Source organism: Bacillus sp. FSL W8-0223 (assembly GCF_038006805.1).
GTDB classification, from domain to species: Bacteria; Bacillota; Bacilli; order Bacillales; family DSM-4216; genus Bacillus_O; species Bacillus_O smithii.
This window is the reverse complement of record NZ_JBBOVX010000001.1, coordinates 984,566-1,004,436: the sequence shown is the minus strand read 5'-3', so window position 1 is coordinate 1,004,436 and position 19,871 is coordinate 984,566. Positions and strand designations below refer to the sequence as shown.

The 19,871-nt window shown below is 41.4% G+C and carries 16 protein-coding genes; 5 read left to right on the top strand and 11 right to left on the bottom strand.

Annotation, left to right across the window (positions count from 1 at the left end; genetic code table 11):
• Positions 1-151: 151 nt before the first annotated feature.
• The 9 genes from NST81_RS05050 to hemE all read right to left on the bottom strand — a co-directional run bounded on the left by NST81_RS05050 (position 152) and on the right by hemE (position 11,285).
• Entirely contained in the window at positions 152-1,519 is a 1,368-nt protein-coding gene (locus tag NST81_RS05050) for an ISLre2 family transposase (RefSeq protein WP_003355652.1), read from the bottom strand.
• A 672-nt stretch (positions 1,520-2,191) separates the two neighbouring features.
• Positions 2,192-3,106, bottom strand: coding sequence for an NAD(P)/FAD-dependent oxidoreductase (locus tag NST81_RS05045; protein WP_341028699.1), 915 nt, complete (start codon positions 3,104-3,106; stop codon positions 2,192-2,194).
• A gap of 410 nt (positions 3,107-3,516) precedes the next feature.
• Positions 3,517-4,254, bottom strand: coding sequence for an MBL fold metallo-hydrolase (locus NST81_RS05040; protein WP_341030471.1), 738 nt, complete (start codon positions 4,252-4,254; stop codon positions 3,517-3,519).
• 52 nt (positions 4,255-4,306) lie between these two features.
• Entirely contained in the window at positions 4,307-4,447 is a 141-nt protein-coding gene (locus tag NST81_RS05035; RefSeq protein ID WP_169799163.1) for a hypothetical protein, read from the bottom strand.
• Between the two features lie 164 nt (positions 4,448-4,611).
• A complete protein-coding gene (locus NST81_RS05030) occupies positions 4,612-6,993 on the bottom strand; it encodes a YhgE/Pip domain-containing protein (protein ID WP_341028696.1) in 2,382 nt (793 codons plus the stop codon).
• A 66-nt stretch (positions 6,994-7,059) separates the two neighbouring features.
• Positions 7,060-7,632: a TetR/AcrR family transcriptional regulator gene (locus tag NST81_RS05025; RefSeq protein ID WP_048622840.1), complete on the bottom strand. Its 573-nt coding sequence runs from the start codon at positions 7,630-7,632 to the stop codon at positions 7,060-7,062.
• A 168-nt stretch (positions 7,633-7,800) separates the two neighbouring features.
• On the bottom strand, positions 7,801-9,222 hold the full coding sequence (hemY, locus tag NST81_RS05020) for a protoporphyrinogen oxidase (RefSeq protein ID WP_048622839.1): 1,422 nt from the start codon (positions 9,220-9,222) through the stop codon (positions 7,801-7,803).
• Positions 9,223-9,245: 23 nt separating this feature from the next.
• The gene (hemH, locus tag NST81_RS05015; RefSeq protein WP_048622838.1) at positions 9,246-10,178 is read right to left on the bottom strand and encodes a ferrochelatase; all 933 of its coding nucleotides are present in this window, start codon (positions 10,176-10,178) and stop codon (positions 9,246-9,248) included.
• 69 nt (positions 10,179-10,247) lie between these two features.
• Positions 10,248-11,285 carry a uroporphyrinogen decarboxylase gene (hemE, locus tag NST81_RS05010; RefSeq protein ID WP_048622837.1) on the bottom strand — a complete coding sequence of 346 codons (1,038 nt, stop codon included), beginning with the start codon at positions 11,283-11,285 and terminating at the stop codon, positions 10,248-10,250.
• 416 nt (positions 11,286-11,701) lie between these two features.
• On the opposite strand from hemE, the gene NST81_RS05005 reads away from it, so the two are divergent.
• Both NST81_RS05005 and NST81_RS05000 read left to right on the top strand, forming a co-directional pair.
• Positions 11,702-12,220, top strand: a complete 519-nt coding sequence (locus tag NST81_RS05005; RefSeq protein ID WP_048622836.1) for an antibiotic biosynthesis monooxygenase family protein — start codon at positions 11,702-11,704, stop codon at positions 12,218-12,220.
• A 255-nt stretch (positions 12,221-12,475) separates the two neighbouring features.
• Positions 12,476-13,867, top strand: coding sequence for a hypothetical protein (locus tag NST81_RS05000; RefSeq protein WP_341028689.1), 1,392 nt, complete (start codon positions 12,476-12,478; stop codon positions 13,865-13,867).
• Positions 13,868-14,003: 136 nt separating this feature from the next.
• Here the strand turns inward: NST81_RS05000 and NST81_RS04995 are convergent, their stop codons facing one another.
• Entirely contained in the window at positions 14,004-15,224 is a 1,221-nt protein-coding gene (locus NST81_RS04995; RefSeq protein ID WP_341028685.1) for an ABC transporter permease, read from the bottom strand.
• Positions 15,221-15,958, bottom strand: a complete 738-nt coding sequence (locus NST81_RS04990) for an ABC transporter ATP-binding protein (RefSeq protein WP_048624388.1) — start codon at positions 15,956-15,958, stop codon at positions 15,221-15,223. Before NST81_RS04990 ends, NST81_RS04995 begins: the two co-directional genes overlap by 4 nt.
• Positions 15,959-16,715: 757 nt before the next feature.
• Between NST81_RS04990 and NST81_RS04985 the strand changes: the two genes are divergently transcribed.
• The 3 genes from NST81_RS04985 to NST81_RS04975 all read left to right on the top strand — a co-directional run bounded on the left by NST81_RS04985 (position 16,716) and on the right by NST81_RS04975 (position 19,713).
• Positions 16,716-18,077 (top strand): IS1182 family transposase, encoded by a 1,362-nt coding sequence (locus tag NST81_RS04985; RefSeq protein ID WP_341027798.1) that lies wholly within the window; start codon positions 16,716-16,718, stop codon positions 18,075-18,077.
• A gap of 578 nt (positions 18,078-18,655) precedes the next feature.
• The gene (locus NST81_RS04980; RefSeq protein WP_003353755.1) at positions 18,656-19,078 is read left to right on the top strand and encodes an HIT family protein; all 423 of its coding nucleotides are present in this window, start codon (positions 18,656-18,658) and stop codon (positions 19,076-19,078) included.
• A gap of 116 nt (positions 19,079-19,194) precedes the next feature.
• Positions 19,195-19,713, top strand: a complete 519-nt coding sequence (locus NST81_RS04975) for a tryptophan transporter (RefSeq protein ID WP_048622834.1) — start codon at positions 19,195-19,197, stop codon at positions 19,711-19,713.
• Positions 19,714-19,871 lie beyond the last annotated feature (158 nt).

Below are 19,871 nucleotides of genomic sequence, written 5' to 3'. Positions count from 1 at the left end.
ATTTGAGTCAGTCAAGACTTTGTGGGAATTTTTTTGGTTCGCTGAAAATAGATGTAAGTCATAGGTTAGCGAACCATTTTTTTGAATTTCATCCGTAAGCGCTTTCGGACTCTCATCCCTTGCCATGACAGACGAATATGTATACCTTTTTTTACCATCCCTTGAATTCAGACAGGGCATGATAGATCGGAGTCCCGGACGATTGCTGTAAATATGGCACGTTATTCCGCGTTACCTCTGGAAGAAGACGGCGGATGCGTTGTTTCGCCTTGTTCACGATCGTCTGTTTGGTAGATGCCGTTTCCTCCGCCGGATGCGACGATTCTTCTCCTAAACGATGTCCGAAAAGACGAATCCCATCCATCCGGGCAATCATTGCCTTGAAAAACGCCCTGAGTCCCTTGTCTGTCCAACTGCGGCGGTATTTCACCCGATACGCCAGCTGGCTCATCACGCTTTCAGCCCTCCCCATCGGATACATGCCCGTTGTGTCCACTCCTTGCTCCTTCAGCCATTCCCGGTAATCACGGATGCATCCCGGCATCGATTCGATCCGGTGGATCAAGGCAGCCAGCTGTTGTTCTTTCGCTTCGTCCCCCAGCGTGCCGAGGGCGCTGTTCAGTTCCACAAGCAGCTTCTCTTCATCCTGCTTCGCCAGCTTTTGCCGAATCGCCTGCCACCGTGGATGGCCCGAGAGGCATTGGCGCAACTCACGCGCCACGTGGAATCGATCCAATTGGAAGCAGACCCGTCCTTTGAAATACTCCCGGCACGCGGTAATCCATGGAGCGCCGTCCCCGTTGATGACAAGAAGATCCCGACACGGATCATAGGCATATTCGTTCATCAAAAATTCCTCGAAGCCTTCCCACACCTCCCCCTTGCCTTCATGGACGTAATGGCGCTGATTCACGAATTCGATCCGTGAGCCGTTACGCTTCCATCCTTCGTGAACGGTCAGGATTTTGTCTTCCTTGGCCCGTTTTCCCTTCCCTTGGAGAGAGACAAACAGTCCATCGGCCTCCACAAACAGCACCCGTCCATATCGCTGGTCAACCGGGCAGTGCAGCGGAACTTCAGCCTCGAGCACCAACTGGCGGATCGTCTCATGGCTCATCACCGGATACCCGACCATCTGGGCAAGCGTATGAGCCGCTTTGCGATAGGAAGAGCACTCCACAGCCAATCCCATCGCCGTTTCTTCTAGACAAGGGCTGATTGACTGCGATCCATCAAACGCTAAAAAGGAATCAAGCAAAAACGTGTAACGGTTTTGTTCTCGGTCTAAATAGTAGTTTCGCTCAAAGGTAACTTCGCCAAACAAGGTTTGAATCGTGGTGCGTCGTTTGTCTTTCAAGTGGTACCGGCGCTTGTCCCGGGTTTCCGCCAATTGTCGGTCGATGTCCTCCAACAGAGCCGTAAACAGCTCGGTGAAGGCGTTTTGCAAGGCTCGAAACAAATCAAGTTCGATCTCTTTCCATGTCAACGAATTTGTGGTAAGATGTTGTTGAATATTCATGGGACTCTCTCCTCCTGTTTGATGGTGTGAACAATGATCATCTTACCAGGGAGAGAGTCCTTTTTTCATGTTTCCTGCTTGGGATCCTACCGCGCTTTGCTTGGTGGCCCCGATGAGGGGGATTGCGAACCTACGTTCCCAACCCCCTCATCGGGGAATTCTAAGAATTTCTCCCACAAACATTTTACTCACACCCATTATTTTCTATAGAGCAAGAAAAAAACAGAATCCCAGCTGTTATCACCGGCTCTTCCATACAACATATGTACAGCAAAAGTTTTATCATGAACTTTCTTGCCTGCATTCTTGCAAAAAAGCCTCAAACAGAAAAAAAGCAAAGTAAAAGCTTTTTTCCGGTTATTGGAAAGTAGCCGTGCATCTCGATTCAAATAATGAATGATCAATCCCAGAATAGTCCACAACAAGTCGATGTCAAGTTAGAATCAATGAAATAGAACCGCAATCTTATCCATTATGTTCTTTTTTTAGTAAAAATCAAGATAGAAACGGAGGTCAAACCTCCCTAAATAGTCTCCCAATCGAAAGTCATGATTCGATCCATCGTACTTCTCTGCTGTGCGAACGAATGAATACATCCTCCTGAAGGAAAAAGTTTTTTAAAACCATTACACCGCAATATTTCGAACAAACAATACGAAATCATCCTGCTGTTTAATGCATATTCTCCAGCACATTTGAAATCAAGCTTTTATGAATCCAAATGGCTGATTGGATCCCGTCTCCCATCGCAATGGCGGTTTGCTCGGAATGAACCGTTACATCGCCCGCTGCCCAAACATATTTGATATTAGTCATTTTCGTGCGCGGATCAGTGAGAATATGCCGATTTTTATGAAGTTGTACCCCTAATTTTTCCGCTAAGGCTGAACGAACTTCATTTCCGCCGAATCCAAGAAAGCACCGTCCCGCCGGAATCCATCCTCCATTCATAAGATGAACACCTTTAAATTGGGAACCATCGGCCAATACCTCTTTTATCGGTACCGGCACATAATGGATATTCTTATGTCTTAGCTTTTCCATCACACGTTGGCTGATGCCTGCTTGTTCATGGTCAACGTAGAAAATATCAGTGGTAAAATAAGTAAGCGCCAGCGCTAAGTTGGCTCCGGCATCTCCTGACCCCATCACAATCACTCGCTGCCCTTTTACTTCAAAACCATCGCAGTCCGGACATATGTAAGCGCTGATTCCTAAACAAGGAATGATATTAGGAAACGGAGGAAGACGATCCATGACACCAGTAGCAAAAAGAAGCCTTTTGGTTCGAAAAGACGAACCATCATCACAAAACAATAGAAATTCATCCGACTCTGAACGGGCATCGACTACCCATCCCTTCCGAAATTCGATTCCTAATTTTTCTGCTTGATTTCTTCCAATGGTTCGCAATGTCCGTCCGCTGACACCATCGGGCCAGCCTAAAAGGTTATGGAAGCTGCGGCATAATACAGAGCGGCCTTGATCAGCGTCAATGACCAAGACACGATGTTGATAGCGTCCTAGTTGAATGGCCGCCTGCAGTCCAGCAATGCCTCCGCCAATAATAATGCAGTCATAAGTCATGGAAAAGCCCTTCCTTCCCATTTAAAATGAAATCAGCACCTCTTCATTCTTTATAGTATGAAAAAAACAAATCATCATCCTTGCAAGTTTTTTCCTAAACCATTCTTTATCCGTACAGCTCACATTTTCTTTTTCCTGAACTCGTATCATCCGCTCGCCACATCACAGGTGAAAACAAGCGTTAAACACGAAGAACAACAATCACAAACGCTCAGCAAGAGTTTGAAACTTTGCCATCACGACTATCACAAAATTCAAATTCCGCACGGTTTTACAACTGATCAGAAAAACTTTTTTATCAATATACTCCTTCTCATTCTTTCATATGTTTTTCATTCCCTAAAATGATCAAAAATAGATCAAAATCAACGTAAAATTTTCAGAAACAAGACTGGGCGAACTGGATTTTGTCACTTTTTAACCACTATTTGCAAATCTTTTTCTGCCAATATGACCGGTCCATTAAATTCACTTTCAGCCTCTTCTTTTAACTGATGCAAACTGCCGTACTGTGGCAAGTGGGTCAACACTAGTTTTTTCGCCCTCGATTGTGCTGCCAACCTTCCTGCTTCAGTACTTGTCATATGTCCGGCCTGATCTCCGTTCATTCCGCTAAACAAATTACTTTCACATAATAGCAAATCGCAATCTTTCGCAAAGTCCACAAATGCTTCTTGATAAGCGGAATCAGCCGTATAAACCACTGTGCCTTCGTCTGATGCTATTTTCATCGCATAACAAGGAACAGGGTGACGTGTTTTTAAAAAACTTACGGAAAAAGGGCCGATGGAAAGTTCACTGTTTTCGTCAATCACCGAACCTTTTGTGATGTCTTTATACGTTAATGATCGATAGTCTTTACTTTCATGATGGCCATAGATAGGAAGCGTCTTGATTTCTTTATTGAAGTATTTCCTAATAAGTAAAGCATGCTGCAGTACACCGATATCCGCTACATGGTCAGCATGATAATGGGAAATCAGCACGGCATCCAAATTTTCTGGCTCTATATGGTTTTGTAAAAAAGATAGGACGCTGCTTCCGCAATCGATTAAAAGATTGAATCCGCTTTGCTGCAATAAATAACCTGAACTCGCTTCATTCGCTTTTGGATATCCGCCCCACGGGCCGATGATCGTCAATTTCATGTTTTCAATCACCTCTTCCATTAGTAAAGCTTCTGTCAGCGTGATCCCCGCATTAATCAAATGGACATTTAGGGAGAGTTTGCTGCACTTTGACCTCTTCCTGTCCTTTATGATCTGCGTAAAAGGCATACTGCTTATATTGCTCTGATAGCTGCAGTGCTTTCACTCGATAAAAAGTAAAAAAATTCAACACTTCAATAGTCCTTTCACTATACTAAAAACAAAACATGTCCTTCCACTCTATTGTAAACCAATTTTGATTCTTCCTCGGAAAAATATATAAAAATTCTGAATCTTTATCGCGTTAAAAAAGGCTGTCGGCATGCCGACAGCCCAAGGAATGAACACACTCAATCATTATGCTTCTTCCGCTGTTTGCAAATGATCAGCATATTGGCGCTTAAACACGATCATCATAAAGAGAAGTGTAATGGCCATGAATAACGCCATAAATAACAAGAGAATAACATGATTGTGCCACATATAAGCAAAATCTCCGCTTGAAATGACCGCCTTGAATGCATTGACGCTATAGGTCATCGGCAAAAAGGCGTGAACCATTCGAAACCATTTTGGAACTAATTCCAACGGGAAAGTACCGGCACTTGTCGTTAATTGGCCGATTAAGATTAAAACAGCAACAAAACGGCCAGGGTTATCACCAATCGTTACTAACATTTGAACGATCGCTATAAAGACTAAGCTGGTTAAAATCGTAGTGGTAATAAACAACGGTACGCTTTGAACTTTCAACTTTAAGCCAAGAAGCAGTATGGCCGCGGTTATCAGCGCCTGCAATACTCCGATAAGCCCCATCATGGCAAATTTGCTAAAAAACCAAGATACACCATTTTTAGGTTTGCCAAGAGGTGTTCGAACAGGATAAACAATGGTCATCATTAATGCTCCGACATAAAGTCCGAGTGAGATAAAATACGGAGCCAAACCAGTGCCGTAGGTAGGTACTTTATTAATCGGTTTTTCTTTGACGTTTACAGGTTCTGCCATCATATCGGATTGGTTTTTTCCCGCTTTCATAGAATTGGCTTGTTTGGAAGCGTCGCTTAACTTATCGTGCATTTCTTTTGTACCATTTTCTAATTGACCGGAACCTTTTGCGAGCGCATCGGCCCCTGCTGCCAATTGTTTAGTGCCGTCAGAGATTTTTTGTGAGCCTGATGACAACTGAGAAAGGCCTGTATTTAACTGATGGGCGCCGTTCGTCAGTTTGGCAGAGCCGGCTGCTGACTCGCCCATTTTTTCATTAAAAATCCCCATGTTAGAGATTAGTTGGCTTTCACCTGCTAAAAGCTTTTGACTCCCCGCATTTAATTCGTTGGAGCCATTCGCCAGCTGATGAATGCCCGATTGAAGGCTTTCTTGGCCGGCAGTGATTTGTTTTAAGCCACCATTCAGTTTCTGAATATTGGGAGCAAGTTGGCTGTTGATGGCGCTGTTAAGAGATTGAGCACCAGTCGCCAATTCCTCGCTTCCAGATTTTAATTGGCTGAAACCGCTGGCTACTTGCTGCTGGATCATCTGCTTTTGCTGATTGACCGATTGCGTTGGATCCGGAAGCTGTTGTTGAAATTGTTGAATAATAGAATTGACTTGATCAGCCGGTAAACCTCGCGCCAAGAGAGTCTGCTTTAACTGACCGATCATTTGCTGCGTTGCCTGCTCTTGTTTTTGAGCAGAATCATCCAAAGCGCTGTTTAGTTGGCTCACTAATTGTTGCTGGAAGCTGTCTACACCCGAATTTAACTGCTCAGCTCCAGCAGCCAAATCCTTAACGCTGCTTTGCAGTTTCGGCATTTGACCTGAAAATTGCTCAACACTCGATTGAGCTTGTCTCGTTCCATTTAACAGCTGGCTCATTTTGCCATCAACCGTATTTAAGCCTTGAGACAACTGACCGATTCCTCCGGCTAATTGTTCCGTTCCCTTTTGGACATCCTTAGCGCCCTGGTACAGTTTGTCGTGGCCAAAGGCAAGCTGATTCAATGCGGAAGATAATTGTTCAGCGCCGTTTTCGAGATTTTGCGAGCCTTTATCGGCGGAAAGGATGCCTTTATTAAATTCTAACGACTTTTCTGCCAGTTTCTCCAAATTGCCTTTCATCTGCTTTGCTCCGCCCGCAAGCTGGACAGCGCCTTTATTCAATTTTCCAGCGCCTTTGCTGGCTTCGTCCATCCCTTTTCCAGCCTCGCGAATTTTTCGAAACATCGTATCGGCATAAGTTTTTGTCACATTTTTTTGAATCGATGCGCGTATTTCTTTCATGGCTGTTCTTCCCATTTGCGCCGATAAAAAGTTATAACCTTCATTCGGAACATATTTCAAACTCATTTTTTGGGGATGATCTTCTAACAGAGTCGTAGCATCTTTTGAAAAATCTTTCGGAATCTCCACCAATAAATAATATTTTTGATGTTTTAAATCTCTATAAGCCCTTTCCCGGTTATTGTCAAAATGAAAATCAAAATCATCGTTCTTTTTTAATTTTTTTACTACTTCGTCGCCTAATTGCAGCTTTTCTCCGGAAAAATCGGCGCCTTTATCGCGATTTACTACGACGACGGGAAGTCGTTCCAAATGTCCATAGGGGTCCCAAAACGCCCATAAATAAATTCCTGCATAAAGGATCGGGATAAATAAAATGGCAAAAATCGGGATCAACAAATTTTTTCGATCTCGGAAAATCTCTTTTAACTCAGCCACAATCAATAAACGGTTCACGACAATCCCCCTTCCCAATTTTTCATTTTTCATTTCATCATCATCGAGAAAAAGAGAAAGATTTTCCTATTTGGACAGTCCTTGAAAAAAATACAAGTCAAACAATCGAGCGATTTCATCTTTTTCAAGGGGGTCATGATCCCTCTCCCAATCAAAAATAAGCGAAATATACGTTTTTAGAATGACAAAAGCTGTCACTTCAGGATTGCAATTCTTAATTTCTCCGTGTTTTATTCCCATTTCGATTTTATCTCGGATGTAATCTAAAATGGAACGTTCGATTTTATCCATCACCTCTAAAACGACCGGTGTCCCCATTTCTCTCGCCTCTTGAAAGAGCTTGATGGTGAGTTGATGTTTTCTCCGAAAATCGAGCACCTGATACAAAGCACGATGAACTTTTTCAACGAATGAATCTTCTTCATCAAATGATTGTTCTGCCGCTTCTTTCATTTCTGCAATTAATGAAGAAACAATTTCGTGAAATAAGTCTTCTTTATTTTTAAAAAAATTATAAATAGTCCCTTTTCCAACATTCGCAAGCTTTGCTACTTGATCCATCGTAGTGGCCTTGTATCCAAATAATGAAAACGACTTGGCCGCCGCATCCAGAATCTGCTTTTTTCGATCGACAGACACTTTATCACCTCGCAAAATGACCAAAATAATAATTTAGTCATTTAGTTTTAACGAAAAATACTATATCACACTTGATCATTCTTTGCAATGATATCGATACGTCAAAATACTGCTTTTTTCCAAATTTTTTCATCAAGAAGACAAAAAAATAGACCGCCAATCAGCGGCCTATTTCCCATTCATCCCTAAAAAAGCCAATACTTTTTCCACAGCTTCTTCGCCTTGGTCGATGCAATCCGGAACACCGAGTCCCTCATACGAGCTTCCTGCCAAAAAAAGACCCGGCAATTCCTTTTGCGTACTTTGCTTAATCTTTTCCATCCGTTCTATATGTCCTACCGCATATTGCGGCATGGCGTTTTTCCAACGGGTGACAATCGTGAAATCCGGTTTCATGGAAATATTCATCGTCTTATTTAAATCTTCCAATACAATTTTTTCAAGTTCCGAATCTGATAAGTCCACTACCGTTTCGTCACCGGCACGCCCTACATAGCAGCGCAGCAATACTTTTCCCTTTGGAGTCGTGTGAGGCCATTTTTTATGAGTCCACGTACAGGCCGTAATGGTGAAATCGCTGTTTCTCGATACCACAAATCCTGTTCCGTCTATGTCTTGTTCAATCGCTTCCGAGGGGAAAGCCATCGCGATGGTTGCGACCGAAGTGGATTTCATATCTTTCAATGGAGAATAGAAATCGTATTGTGGAAGCATATCCGGAACAACTCCATGAGGTGTGGCAAGAACTACGCTATCTGTGCGAAGTGCTTCACCGTTATGCAAAAGCAAACGATATTGGTCTTCCTCTTTTTCAATTTTCACCACACGTGTTCCTTTTAACACTGAACTTTTTATCAACTGACTTTCTACAGCTTCCACTAACGTTTCCAATCCGTGACGGAAAGTGAGAAATCCGCCTTTTTTTTGCCCGCCCGCTGGCTTTTGGGAGGAGTTTGGCGTCGTTTTTTTCATTCCTAAGATTAAACTGCGATATTTTTGTTCTATTGTGTAAAATTGTGGAAAAGTAGCCATTAAACTCATTTGGTCGATATCCCCTGCATAAATTCCGGATAAAAGGGGTTCAACCAAATTTTCCACCACTTCATCCCCGAATCTCCTTCTAAGAAATGGTCCCAAAGCTTGATCTTTTTGCGGTTTGGAACGAGGCAAAAGAAAATCGAAAGCGGCTCTTAGTTTGCCGGTAAAAGAGAATAATCCGGTTACAACAAAAGGGAATATTTGTGTTGGAATTCCCATAACAGAACCGCCGGGAATGGGATAAAGCCTTTCATTTACTAGCACATAAGATTGACCGGTCGCATTGCTGACCAATTGATCCGCAATCCCCACATTTTCTGCCAGTCTAGTTGCACTTTTTTTTCGAGCCAGATAAGAATCAGGCCCTCTTTCAATTACAAATCCATCTTTGCGGATCGTTTGGATTTTTCCTCCGAGTCTAGGGGAGGATTCAATTAATGTGACTTCCAATGGAAGTTTTTTTTCTTGAGCCGCTTTTTGCAAATAATAAGCGGCTGTTAATCCGGTAATTCCTCCGCCTATGACCGCCACTTTTTTTGATTCACTCACCATACATCGCCTTCTTCTAAAACTTCTTATTTATTTATGTGTTTTAAAACAACCGTTGCTAAAGCATCAATAAATTCCGGCTTTGCATTAGGCATTTCCGGCCGATAATAGGAAGCACCAATCTCTTGTGTGACTACTTTACATTCATAATCGTTGTCATATAATACTTCCAAATGATCGGCAACAAAACCGACTGGCACATAGACATACGCTTTATATCCTTTTTTCTGATGCAAATCTCTTGTCAAATCTTGGACATCCGGTCCAAGCCATGGTTCAGGGGTATTTCCGGCACTTTGCCATCCGATGGCATAATCTTTGACCCCCACCTTATCAGCGATCAATTGAGCTGTTTCTTTCAGTTGTTCTGGATAAGGATCGTTAAATTGCAATATTTTTTCTGGAAGACTATGAGCAGAAAAAATCAGGACAGAAGATTTGCGCTCCTCATCCGGCATTTGTTCGTAAACTTTTTTGATTTGATTCACCCAGTAATCGATGAATTTCGGCTCACGATACCAACTTTCAATCGAGCTGATCCTTGGTCCGCCAAGCTTTTCTGCCTCCGATTTTGCCCTTTCGTTATACGATTTCACGCTGAAAGAAGAGAAATGCGGAGCAAGTACAATCGAAACGGCTTCTTCTATACCGTCTTCATGCATTTGCTTTACGGCATCTTCAATAAATGGTTCGATATGCTTCAACCCAATATATAATCGAAATTCCACTTGATCTTGAAGTTCATTTAATCGAGCTGTTAGTTTTTCAGCTTGTTCATTCGTAATTTTTGCAAGCGGGGAAATTCCCCCAATCGCCTTATAACGTCTTCTTAAATCCTCCAGCATATCCTCCGATGGTTTTCTTCCATGTCGAATATGCGTATAATACCGTTCAATATCCTCTTCATTGTTTGGAGTGCCGTATGCCATAACAAGTAATCCTATCTTTTTCCTTTCCATAAGAGCCACCTCAATTAATTATTTTGTCAAAATGAAAGGAAATTTACAAAAAATAAGTTTCTTTTATTTTTAAACTCTTTTTGAACTGTAATCATGAATAAATTCGGTTAGCTTTTTCAAAGTATCCGGCTGAACTTCAGGAAAAACTCCATGACCAAGATTGAAAATGAATCCCGGTGTTTCCAAACCTTGATCCAAAATCCGTTTCACTTTTTCTTCGATCACTTTCCAAGGAGCAAGCAGCACTGCCGGGTCTAAATTGCCTTGAAGCGATTTTGTCACTCCCAATTCTCTTGCTTTGCGAATCTCCATTCTCCAATCAAGACCAATGACGTCTAAAGGAAGGTCGTTCCATTCTTTTACTAAATGAGTTGCACCAACTCCGAACATGATAAGCGGAACATGCTCATTTTTTAGTTCACTAAAAATTTTTTGCATAGCTGGCTTCACGTATACACGGTAATCTTCTTCATTGACAGCTCCTACCCAAGAATCAAAGATTTGAACGGCGCTTACTCCCGCATTGATCTGCGCCCGAACATAAGCGATAGTCATATCGGCCAGCTTGTCCATCAAAGCGTGCCAAGCGACAGGTTCCGCATACATAAACGCTTTAGTTTTGTTGTAATGTTTGGATGGACCTCCTTCAATCATATAACTGGCCAACGTAAAAGGTGCACCGGCGAATCCGATCAATGGAACCGTCAGCTGCTCTTTCGTTAAAATTCGAATGGTTTCCAGTACATATGGCACATCCTGTTCCGGATGGATTTGGCCAAGTTTTTCCACATCCGCAAGAGAACGAATCGGATTGTCAATAACCGGACCTACTCCCGATCGAATGTCTACTTTCACTCCAATCGCCGGCAGAGGCGACATAATATCTTTATAAAGGATGGCTGCATCCACATTGTATTGTTCAACAGGCAATCTTGTCACATAGGCGCATAATTCCGGTTGATGTGTAATTTCAAACAATGAATATTTTTCTTTTAATGCCCGATACTCAGGCTGCGAACGGCCCGCTTGCCTCATATACCAAACCGGCACATAGTCTGTCGGCTCTCCTTTAGCAGCCTTGATTAAAGTATCATTTACCATTCTCATGTATTTATCTTCCACCTTTCATATGAGTAAAGTCGTATTCAAAATGAAAAAAGCTATGAATGATTTTCAAGAGAAATCACATTTTTACACTTAAATAAATATAGGTCGTTGCAACCGGCGATCCTTCATTCTCACGATCTATTACATGCTTTACACTATAGTGCTTTTTGAGTAAATTGTATAGGCAAGCGAGTGAAATGTCATAAAACCGCCGATTTTGTTTATAATGTTTCATTGAACTCATAGTATGGAAATTTTAAACTAAATATTGGAAAGTTCATAAAAGCAGATAGCCCTTTTATTCTGATATATGGGCAAAATGCCAATGAGAACGATGGACTAAAGGCGGATTCCATGTCCTTTCCAATTGCGCAGTTCACAAAAGTCCTTTTCAAAAAAGAAAATGGGGTGAAAAGATGAATATTTACATGACCACCGGGACGTTCGATTATTTACGAACGATTCTCCAAAAATATGAACACGAAACTATGATCCTTATGGAAAACGAAGAAAGCGCTTTACTCCTTCACGAAACCGAGAAAAAATCCGTATTCCAATCCCCCAGATCGTATGAAGTGATTGATTCATCTGGCCTTTTAGACAAAAAAAGCGGTTTTTTTGTCATGAACCATATTCCCGTTACGGATGAAGGCCGCCCTGTTTTTGAATACCGATTCAAAAACAGATCGGGCAATCTTGAAAAAATGCCGGGCTATAAAGCCTTTAGACTCCTTCGCCCTTTGAAATCAGATACATATATTGTATTGACTTGCTGGAAAGACGAACAGTCTTTTCAAAACTGGAAAAAATCCCAAGCGTTCAAAAAAGCCCACTCTAAACAAGAAACTGAAAAAGAACCAAAGAGTAAAATCACTATTTTCCCTCGTCCTTCTTACGTCAAAACCTATTTAATACCGAAAGAAGAACAATCGTAATCCACGTCGTGATGGTCGCTACAACTAAACTTTTTACTGCAGTCTTAGATCAAGCTCCAAAGTGATTATTTAAACTACGCTGTCGGACTGCTAAAATTTCACATTTCCAAGGAAATAACGTCTTTCTTTTTTCTTTCAATCATTTCTTCATTCGACGCTCCTTTCATTCACAACTTCTAAGGATGATTCATACTTTGAAACAAAATAGTGTGATAAACGCCTAGCGAAGTCTGTGAATAAAGGAGTAGATACAACATGCCAATCGACTTAACGTTGATTCATTGGGTGTACGTTCTTTTTATCGCACTCGTGATCCTTTTCATGATTCTCCGCAAAGATACGACGATCTTATGTATTATCGGCATCTTTTTCATCGCTTTTACAGCTACCGGATCAGTCACCGCGTCGATCATCAGTATATTTACCAGTTTCGTATACGCAATCTCGGAGCTGTTGCCGACCATTCTCATCATTTCCATGATTGTCGCCATGAGCAACAGCTTAATGAAAACTGGAATCAACGAAGTCATCATTGCTCCATTTACAAAATTCATCCGTTCTCCTGACACAGGATTCTGGATCATCGGATTACTAATGTTGTTAATTTCCTGGTTTTTTTGGCCGACACCGGCAGTTGCTTTATTGGGAGCTGTACTTGTTCCGGTTGCGATACGAGCAGGGTTGCCTGCCATCGGCGCGGCAATGGCCATGAATTTATTCGGCCATGGAATCGCCCTTTCCGGCGATTTCGTCATTCAGGCAGCTCCTAAATTAACGGCCGACGCAGCAGGAATTGCCGTACAAGATGTGATTCATGCCAGCCTCCCTCTCGTAGCCGTTATGGGAATCTCCGCCACACTAATGGCTTTCATTCAGCTAAAAATCGATATGAAAAAAGGAAAGCTTTCGAGCAGCAGCCTCGTTTCCACCAACCGTCAAGAGAATAAAATCGACACCTCCCTTTCCTTCAGAACAAAGCAAATATTTGCGATCCTGATACCACTCTTTTTTGCCATTGATATATTTTTCCTGTTTTTTTATCACTTACAAGGCGGAGACGCAACAGCACTTATCGGGGGAACCGCCATTATCATTCTCTTCCTGATCGCGTTGATCAGCTATAAAGGGAAAGGGTTAGAAAAAACCACCCTTTTTTTAATGGAAGGATTCCAATTTGGTTTTAAAGTATTCGCACCTGTTATTCCCATTGCCGCTTTCTTTTATCTAGGCGGTGCCGGTTTTTCGAAAATAATCGGCGACTACCTTCCTCATACATCCAATGGCATTGTCAACGACCTTGGCGCTTCTCTCGCTGCCCTTGTCCCCTTGACGAAAGAAATGGGGGCCGTGACTATGACCGTCATCGGGGCCATTACCGGCCTAGATGGTTCAGGATTCTCCGGCATTTCTCTTGCCGGATCAATCGCTAAAATTTTTTCCCACTCTCTATCAGGCGGAACAGCCGTTTTAACGGCTCTCGGCCAAGTAGCAGCGATTTGGGTTGGAGGAGGCACTTTAATTCCTTGGGCTTTGATTCCTGCTGCGGCCATATGCGATGTCGATCCTTTTGAACTGGCACGAAGAAATTTAATTCCCGTATGCTTCGGCCTCTTGGTGACAACCATTGTCGCAGTATTCCTATTATGATTTTCAGCAGACGGCATACCCTTAAGCTATGACCGCCATCTAAGAAGCAGTACCACGAAAAAACATTGCTGCATCACGAATGAATTCCCTTTTTTCAAGTACTTACGAAGTCTAAACCAGATGCCAGAAAACGGTCTTACAAGTTTTCCATTTTAGCTAGCTTGCGGGGAGTGTATATTTCGGTAAACAAAAAGACGAATAAGACGGCTGCTCCAAGTATGATTCCACTTTCAAACCATGAACGAAAAAACGCCGCCCCCGCGAACAAAAAGGCCTGCAATCCAAGACACTGCCTCAAAAGCAGCATAAAAGCTGTTTTTTTTCTTTCTTTCGAAACAGGATACAACATCATCCAAATTTTTTCATCGTGGTGACGGATCAGCGGAAAAAGCTGGAATCCTGTTAAATAAATAAACAAGAGCGCCATGATGACTTTGAATAGTAATGAATGACTGAAAATGATCAAAAGCAAACCAATGAGCGTCAAGCGGACAAACAATCCAATGTATTCATTTACACGAACAAAAGTACGTGACAACAAATACGTATAAACATGATGGGGGCCATATGGAATCTTTTTAAACAGAAAGTCCAGCCATTTTCTTCTTTTTACGTCTCCTTGCAGATTAGGGACCGTCGTAAACAAGTTGGCAAAGCGATAAAAAGCCATCATTCTTTTTTCTTCTAGTTCCACAAGCATTTCCCATTTTAAAATATGCTGCCTGCTCTTGTTTTGAATAACGCCGGCATAAACGATCAAAAGAAACGCTCCAATGACGAAAAGAAGCCAGTTTGTCCGGTTGAACAGCGGATATAAAAAGACTGCATTGAGAACAAAACGAACGATCAGATCAACAAGACGTATATTTTTTTCTTGAAACTTCTGCACGTTCCAACGGACAAACAAATTCCAAAACTTCAAAATGAATAAGATCACAAGCCACAAAAAGAACGATGCATAGCTTACTCCCTTGACTTTTACATACATGGGCATTAAAGCAGCAAGAAACAAAATCAGCCAATAACTTTGAAAGACAAAACTAGATACAATGGCTTTTTGAAAATAGCCTTTTAATCGTTCCTCCATCGGAAGCAGAAAGACGATATCCGCTCGCATTAAGTACGTGTAAATCGGAGACCACGCCAGAATAGCCCCCAATAACAGCGCCATGATAAACGGGGCTGAAAAATGAGGTTCCAACGTTTTTACCCATTGACTGTAATAGTAGACACCGGCTCCGACCCCAAAAATCAGTACAAATAGCAGATGATCATTGAATATATAGCGCAAATATTTGCGCATCTCGGATAAATAGCCGTTTAATCGCTCTTTCCATAATTGCTGAACAGTTTTCATTTTTCTTCTTCCTTTGTCAGTTGAATATAGAGATCATCGAGAGAAGCTCCCTGCATGCCAAACTGTTCCTGCAAGTCCTGAATGGTTCCTTTTGCGCGGATTTCCCCGTTATGTAATATGATAAACGAATCGCAATACTTTTCGGCTGTTGCTAAAATATGAGTGGACATTAATATGCCCGCCCCTCGTTTCTTCATTTTTTCCATCCACTCCAATAACGATTGAATTCCGAGCGGATCAAGCCCTAAAAACGGTTCGTCAATAATATATAAATGAGGTTCCGTTAAAAAGGCGCTCATAATCATTACTTTCTGTTTCATTCCTTTGGAAAAATGAGCAGGAAACCAATGAAGCTTTTTTTGCATTCGAAATTCCTTTAAAAGCGGATCTATCCTCTCTTTGTATTCTTGTTCTGTTAATCCGTAAGCCATCGCCGTCATTTTCAAATGCTCTTCCAACGTTAATTCTTCATACAACACCGGCATTTCCGGTATATAAGAAAACTGTCTGCGATATTGCTCCGGGCTGTCTTTCAAAGATAGTCCATTGATGATAATCTCTCCTTGCCTCGGTTCCATTAAACCGATAATATGCTTAATAATCGTACTTTTTCCCGCGCCGTTTAAACCAATCAAACCAACGATTTCATTTTTTTCAATAGAAAAAGACACATCTTTTAACACAGGCTTTCTTGTATAACCGCCAGTCAATTGGTCGACTTTCAATAGCGACATTCTTCCACATCCTTTCTGTTTTTGATTGCCCAAAAATTCGTTTGAAAACTCTCCATCCTCCTCCAATAGAAGAAAATTTGTGTTCCATTCATTTCGTTATGGTGACATTCAGATCACTTTAAAGAAGAAGCACTTATTAAACCATTTAACAAAAACATGCGGTATTTTGTTTCTAAGTTCATCTTATTTTAACAAACATTTTCGCAAAAACAGCTATTTTAAGTCTACCCACAACTATTTTAGACTTGATAAATGATTCTTGACAATTTTTCAGACAAAATTTCATCACTTGTATGTATAAAGAAAAAATTTCTGTGCATTCTAATATTCGAAGGGGTCAACCAAATAGTAAAACGGGGTGGTTGTGAAAGACCAGTACCGCATTTTCCTATCTTATGGTCAATTGATTCGCCTTCAATAAAATGAGGTGATTACGGCAGACAGTAAAGTCGCATGATCCACAAACTCCAATGCAAATAAGTATGAAAGACCATAAAGTCTTCATTCACAAATTTGCCAAAAACGGGTTTGTGTTAGATCTAAAAAGTGTCAAAGCAAGAAACATTCCAGCAAGGGGATGATTAGCTTGAACACGAAAAACGACTTTTGCACTGCAGATCAGCAATGACCAATCCCCTTCAAGGGACAGGATGCATAAGCATCCTGTCTCAGACTGTCGACAAATCCGAAAAAACCGGATTTGCCGACAGTCTTTTTTTGTATAATTAAGATACCGTAATGAATTGAGGTGGATGAAGTGCTAACAAAAAATACACAGATGAATCGTGATCAAATAGAAATGATAGCTTTAGACCAACTTGTACCTGCAGATCATTTGGTTCGTAAAATCGACGCTGCTATTGATTTTTCATTTATCTATTCGCTTGTTCAAGACATGTATTCATCGGAAAGAGGTCGACCAAGTATTGATCCAGTTGTATTGATTAAAATGGCTTTCATCCAATATACCTTCGGTATTCGTTCCATGCGAAAAACTATAGAGGAAATCGAAACGAATCTGGCTTACCGTTGGTTTCTTGGATTTGGTTTTTATGATAAGGTACCTCACTTTTCAACGTTTGGGAAAAACTACGAGCGACGCTTTAAGGATACAGACTTATTTGAACAGATATTCTATCGCATTTTGAAAGAAGCTGCAGATAAGAAGCTGATAAGCAGTGAGCATGTCTTTATTGATTCTACTCATGTCAAAGCGAGTGCGAATAAGCATAAATTTGTGAAGAAAGTGGTTCGAAAAGAAACGAAAGCCTATCAAGCACGTCTACAAGATGAGATAAATGCTGATCGAGAAGCACATGGAAAAAAGCCATTTCCTCCAGATAAATTTGGGAAAGAAGAATATAAAGAAATAAAAGAAAGTACCACTGATCCGGAAAGTGGTTACTACGTAAAAGACGAGCGAACAAAACAGTTTGCTTACTCATTCCATGCTGCTGCGGATCGAAATGGCTTTGTTTTGGGGGCTATTGTAACGCCAGGGAATATTCATGACAGTTCCGTATTGGAGCCACTTCTTGAAAAAGTCATAGAAAAACATGGAAAACCGGCTGTGGTTGCTGCTGACGCTGGATATAAAACTCCCGCCGTTGCCCAATACATATTTGAAAATGATATGACCCCTGCTTTACCTTATACTCGCCCTCGTACAAAGGATGGTTATTTCAAAAAACATGAGTATGTTTACGATGAATACTACGATTGTTATCTTTGTCCGCAAGGACAAGTGTTAAAATATGCAACTACGACGAAGGAAGGCTATCGTCAATATTTTTCTGATCCAGTCCAGTGTAAAGATTGTCCATTCCTTTCGAAGTGCACCCAAAGTAAGGAGCATAAAAAACTGATTCAGCGACATGTATGGGAATTTTATTTAGAGGAAGCTGATCATCTTCGGCATACACAAGAGAATAAGAGCATTTATGCAAGACGGAAAGAAACCATTGAACGTGTTTTTGCTGATGCAAAGGAAAAGCATGGTATGCGTTGGACAACTTTAAGAGGTTTAAAAAAATTGTCCATGCAGGCGATGCTAACTTTTGCTGCAATGAATTTGAAAAAGATGGCTTGCTGGACATGGAAAAGTCCAGCAATAACATAAAATAGACCCCTGGAGGGGTCTATTCCAAACATTTGAAAGCATAAAAGTGACAAAAGGCATCCGAAAGCGCACATTCGGATGCCTTTTGTCTACACTCTGGGACAGGATGCATAAGCATCCTGTCTTCTTTTATGTCCTCAACATAAAAATCATCCATTTGAACCCTATCAGATCAGAAAATAAAACAGCCATGATCTTACGTTTAAAACATTCCGGTCCGCTCCGCTTTGAGCCATTCTTTTATAGAAAATGCTTTGGAGTTGGCACTAAAAGAAAAGGTTCTTTTAATGATTCAAGATCGTTTTCTAAACTGCGCTGCTTTTTATTGGCGGCAAAATATCCCCTCAGTCCAAAGCTAACCGGAGCATTATTCATGGCTCCCATTTCGAATGCATGGTTCCCTATTTAGATCCCCCCGCTTTTATGATAAAATACATTCAAATCCATACCATTTCATCGAAAAAATCCAAAAATGCCAGTGATTTTTTGACTCGACGTGTGTCCATAAGATTTGATCCATTCTGCAAAGAGCGGCATACATGCCATTTATCATGAAATGAAAGAAAGGATGAGTGAATATGAGCGATTGTATTTTTTGTAAAATTATGAACGGAGAAATCCCGTCAGCAAAAGTGTATGAAGATGAAAATGTATTTGCTTTCTTGGATATCAGCCAAGTAACAAAAGGGCATACACTGGTCATACCAAAAATACATAAAAAGAATCTCTTTGAGCTAACTCCAGAAATTGCTGGATCGCTTTTCCAAGCTGTGCCCAAAATAGCGAATGCTATTCAAGAAGCCTATCAACCGATCGGGCTAAATTTATTAAACAATAATGGAGAAGCGGCCGGACAATCAGTCTTTCATTTCCACATCCATTTGCTTCCTCGTTACGGAAAAGGAGATGGATTCGGGGCTGTATGGAAATCGCATCAAAACGACTATACTTTCGACGAACTTCAAGACATCGCATCGACCATTCATCAGCATATAAAATAACATATGAAACGAGATATCTTATTTGAGAGCAAAGCAAAGAATTTGTGGTAAAATGAATTCGTACCACTAAAAATCGAGTTTTAGTGTAGAGAAGTTTAGCAGAGGAGAGAAGAGAATTGAATACGAAAACACTTGTCAGTTTAGCCATTTTAGTGGGTATGGGAGCAGTTCTTCATGCAATCATCCCTGCTTTTTTCTTAGGCATGAAGCCAGATATGATGCTTACGATGATGTTTCTCGGCATTCTATTATTTTCAAACGCCAAAAATGTTTTGCTGATTGGTTTAGCTACGGGAGTCATTTCCGGATTGACCACGGCATTTCCCGGAGGATTCCTTCCGAATCTAATCGATAAACCGGTTACGGCGTTCATTTTTTACGGATTGCTTGCCCTTACGGCAAAGTACAGCAAAAACACACTCGGAGCAGCCATATTGACGGCTGTCGGCACTATTGTCTCCGGAACAGTCTTTTTGACTTCAGCCTATTTGATTGTCGGTCTGCCCGGACCTTTTACCGCTTTATTCGGAACCGTCGTTCTGCCTGCTATGGCCTTAAATGCCGTTGCCATGTTTATTATTTATCCTATTGCCCAATCGATAATGAAACGCTCAAACGTTGGGCATCAAGCTTAAAAGCATCGATTTAATGAATAATGCCTGGCCACTTCCTAACCTGCCGTCATGCTTCTAAGGCTACGGAGGCGGCCCGGCATTTTTGTGTATTATGGCCGAAAAACCATATTCGATCCAGTCTCCAGCCACCATCGTTTTTCCCTCACTTATCCCCTGTT

What these genes read in the sequence shown, in the direction of transcription:
- NST81_RS05050 (WP_003355652.1), bottom strand. Translation starts at nt 1,519, where the DNA reads ATGAATATTCAACAACATCTTACCACAAATTCGTTGACATGGAAAGAG.
- NST81_RS05045 (WP_341028699.1), bottom strand. Translation starts at nt 3,106, where the DNA reads ATGACTTATGACTGCATTATTATTGGCGGAGGCATTGCTGGACTGCAG.
- NST81_RS05040 (WP_341030471.1), bottom strand. Translation starts at nt 4,254, where the DNA reads ATGAAATTGACGATCATCGGCCCGTGGGGCGGATATCCAAAAGCGAAT.
- hemY (WP_048622839.1), bottom strand. Translation starts at nt 9,222, where the DNA reads ATGGTGAGTGAATCAAAAAAAGTGGCGGTCATAGGCGGAGGAATTACC.
- hemH (WP_048622838.1), bottom strand. Translation starts at nt 10,178, where the DNA reads ATGGAAAGGAAAAAGATAGGATTACTTGTTATGGCATACGGCACTCCA.
- hemE (WP_048622837.1), bottom strand. Translation starts at nt 11,285, where the DNA reads ATGAGAATGGTAAATGATACTTTAATCAAGGCTGCTAAAGGAGAGCCG.
- NST81_RS05005 (WP_048622836.1), top strand. Translation starts at nt 11,702, where the DNA reads ATGAATATTTACATGACCACCGGGACGTTCGATTATTTACGAACGATT.
- NST81_RS05000 (WP_341028689.1), top strand. Translation starts at nt 12,476, where the DNA reads ATGCCAATCGACTTAACGTTGATTCATTGGGTGTACGTTCTTTTTATC.
- NST81_RS04995 (WP_341028685.1), bottom strand. Translation starts at nt 15,224, where the DNA reads ATGAAAACTGTTCAGCAATTATGGAAAGAGCGATTAAACGGCTATTTA.
- NST81_RS04990 (WP_048624388.1), bottom strand. Translation starts at nt 15,958, where the DNA reads ATGTCGCTATTGAAAGTCGACCAATTGACTGGCGGTTATACAAGAAAG.
- NST81_RS04980 (WP_003353755.1), top strand. Translation starts at nt 18,656, where the DNA reads ATGAGCGATTGTATTTTTTGTAAAATTATGAACGGAGAAATCCCGTCA.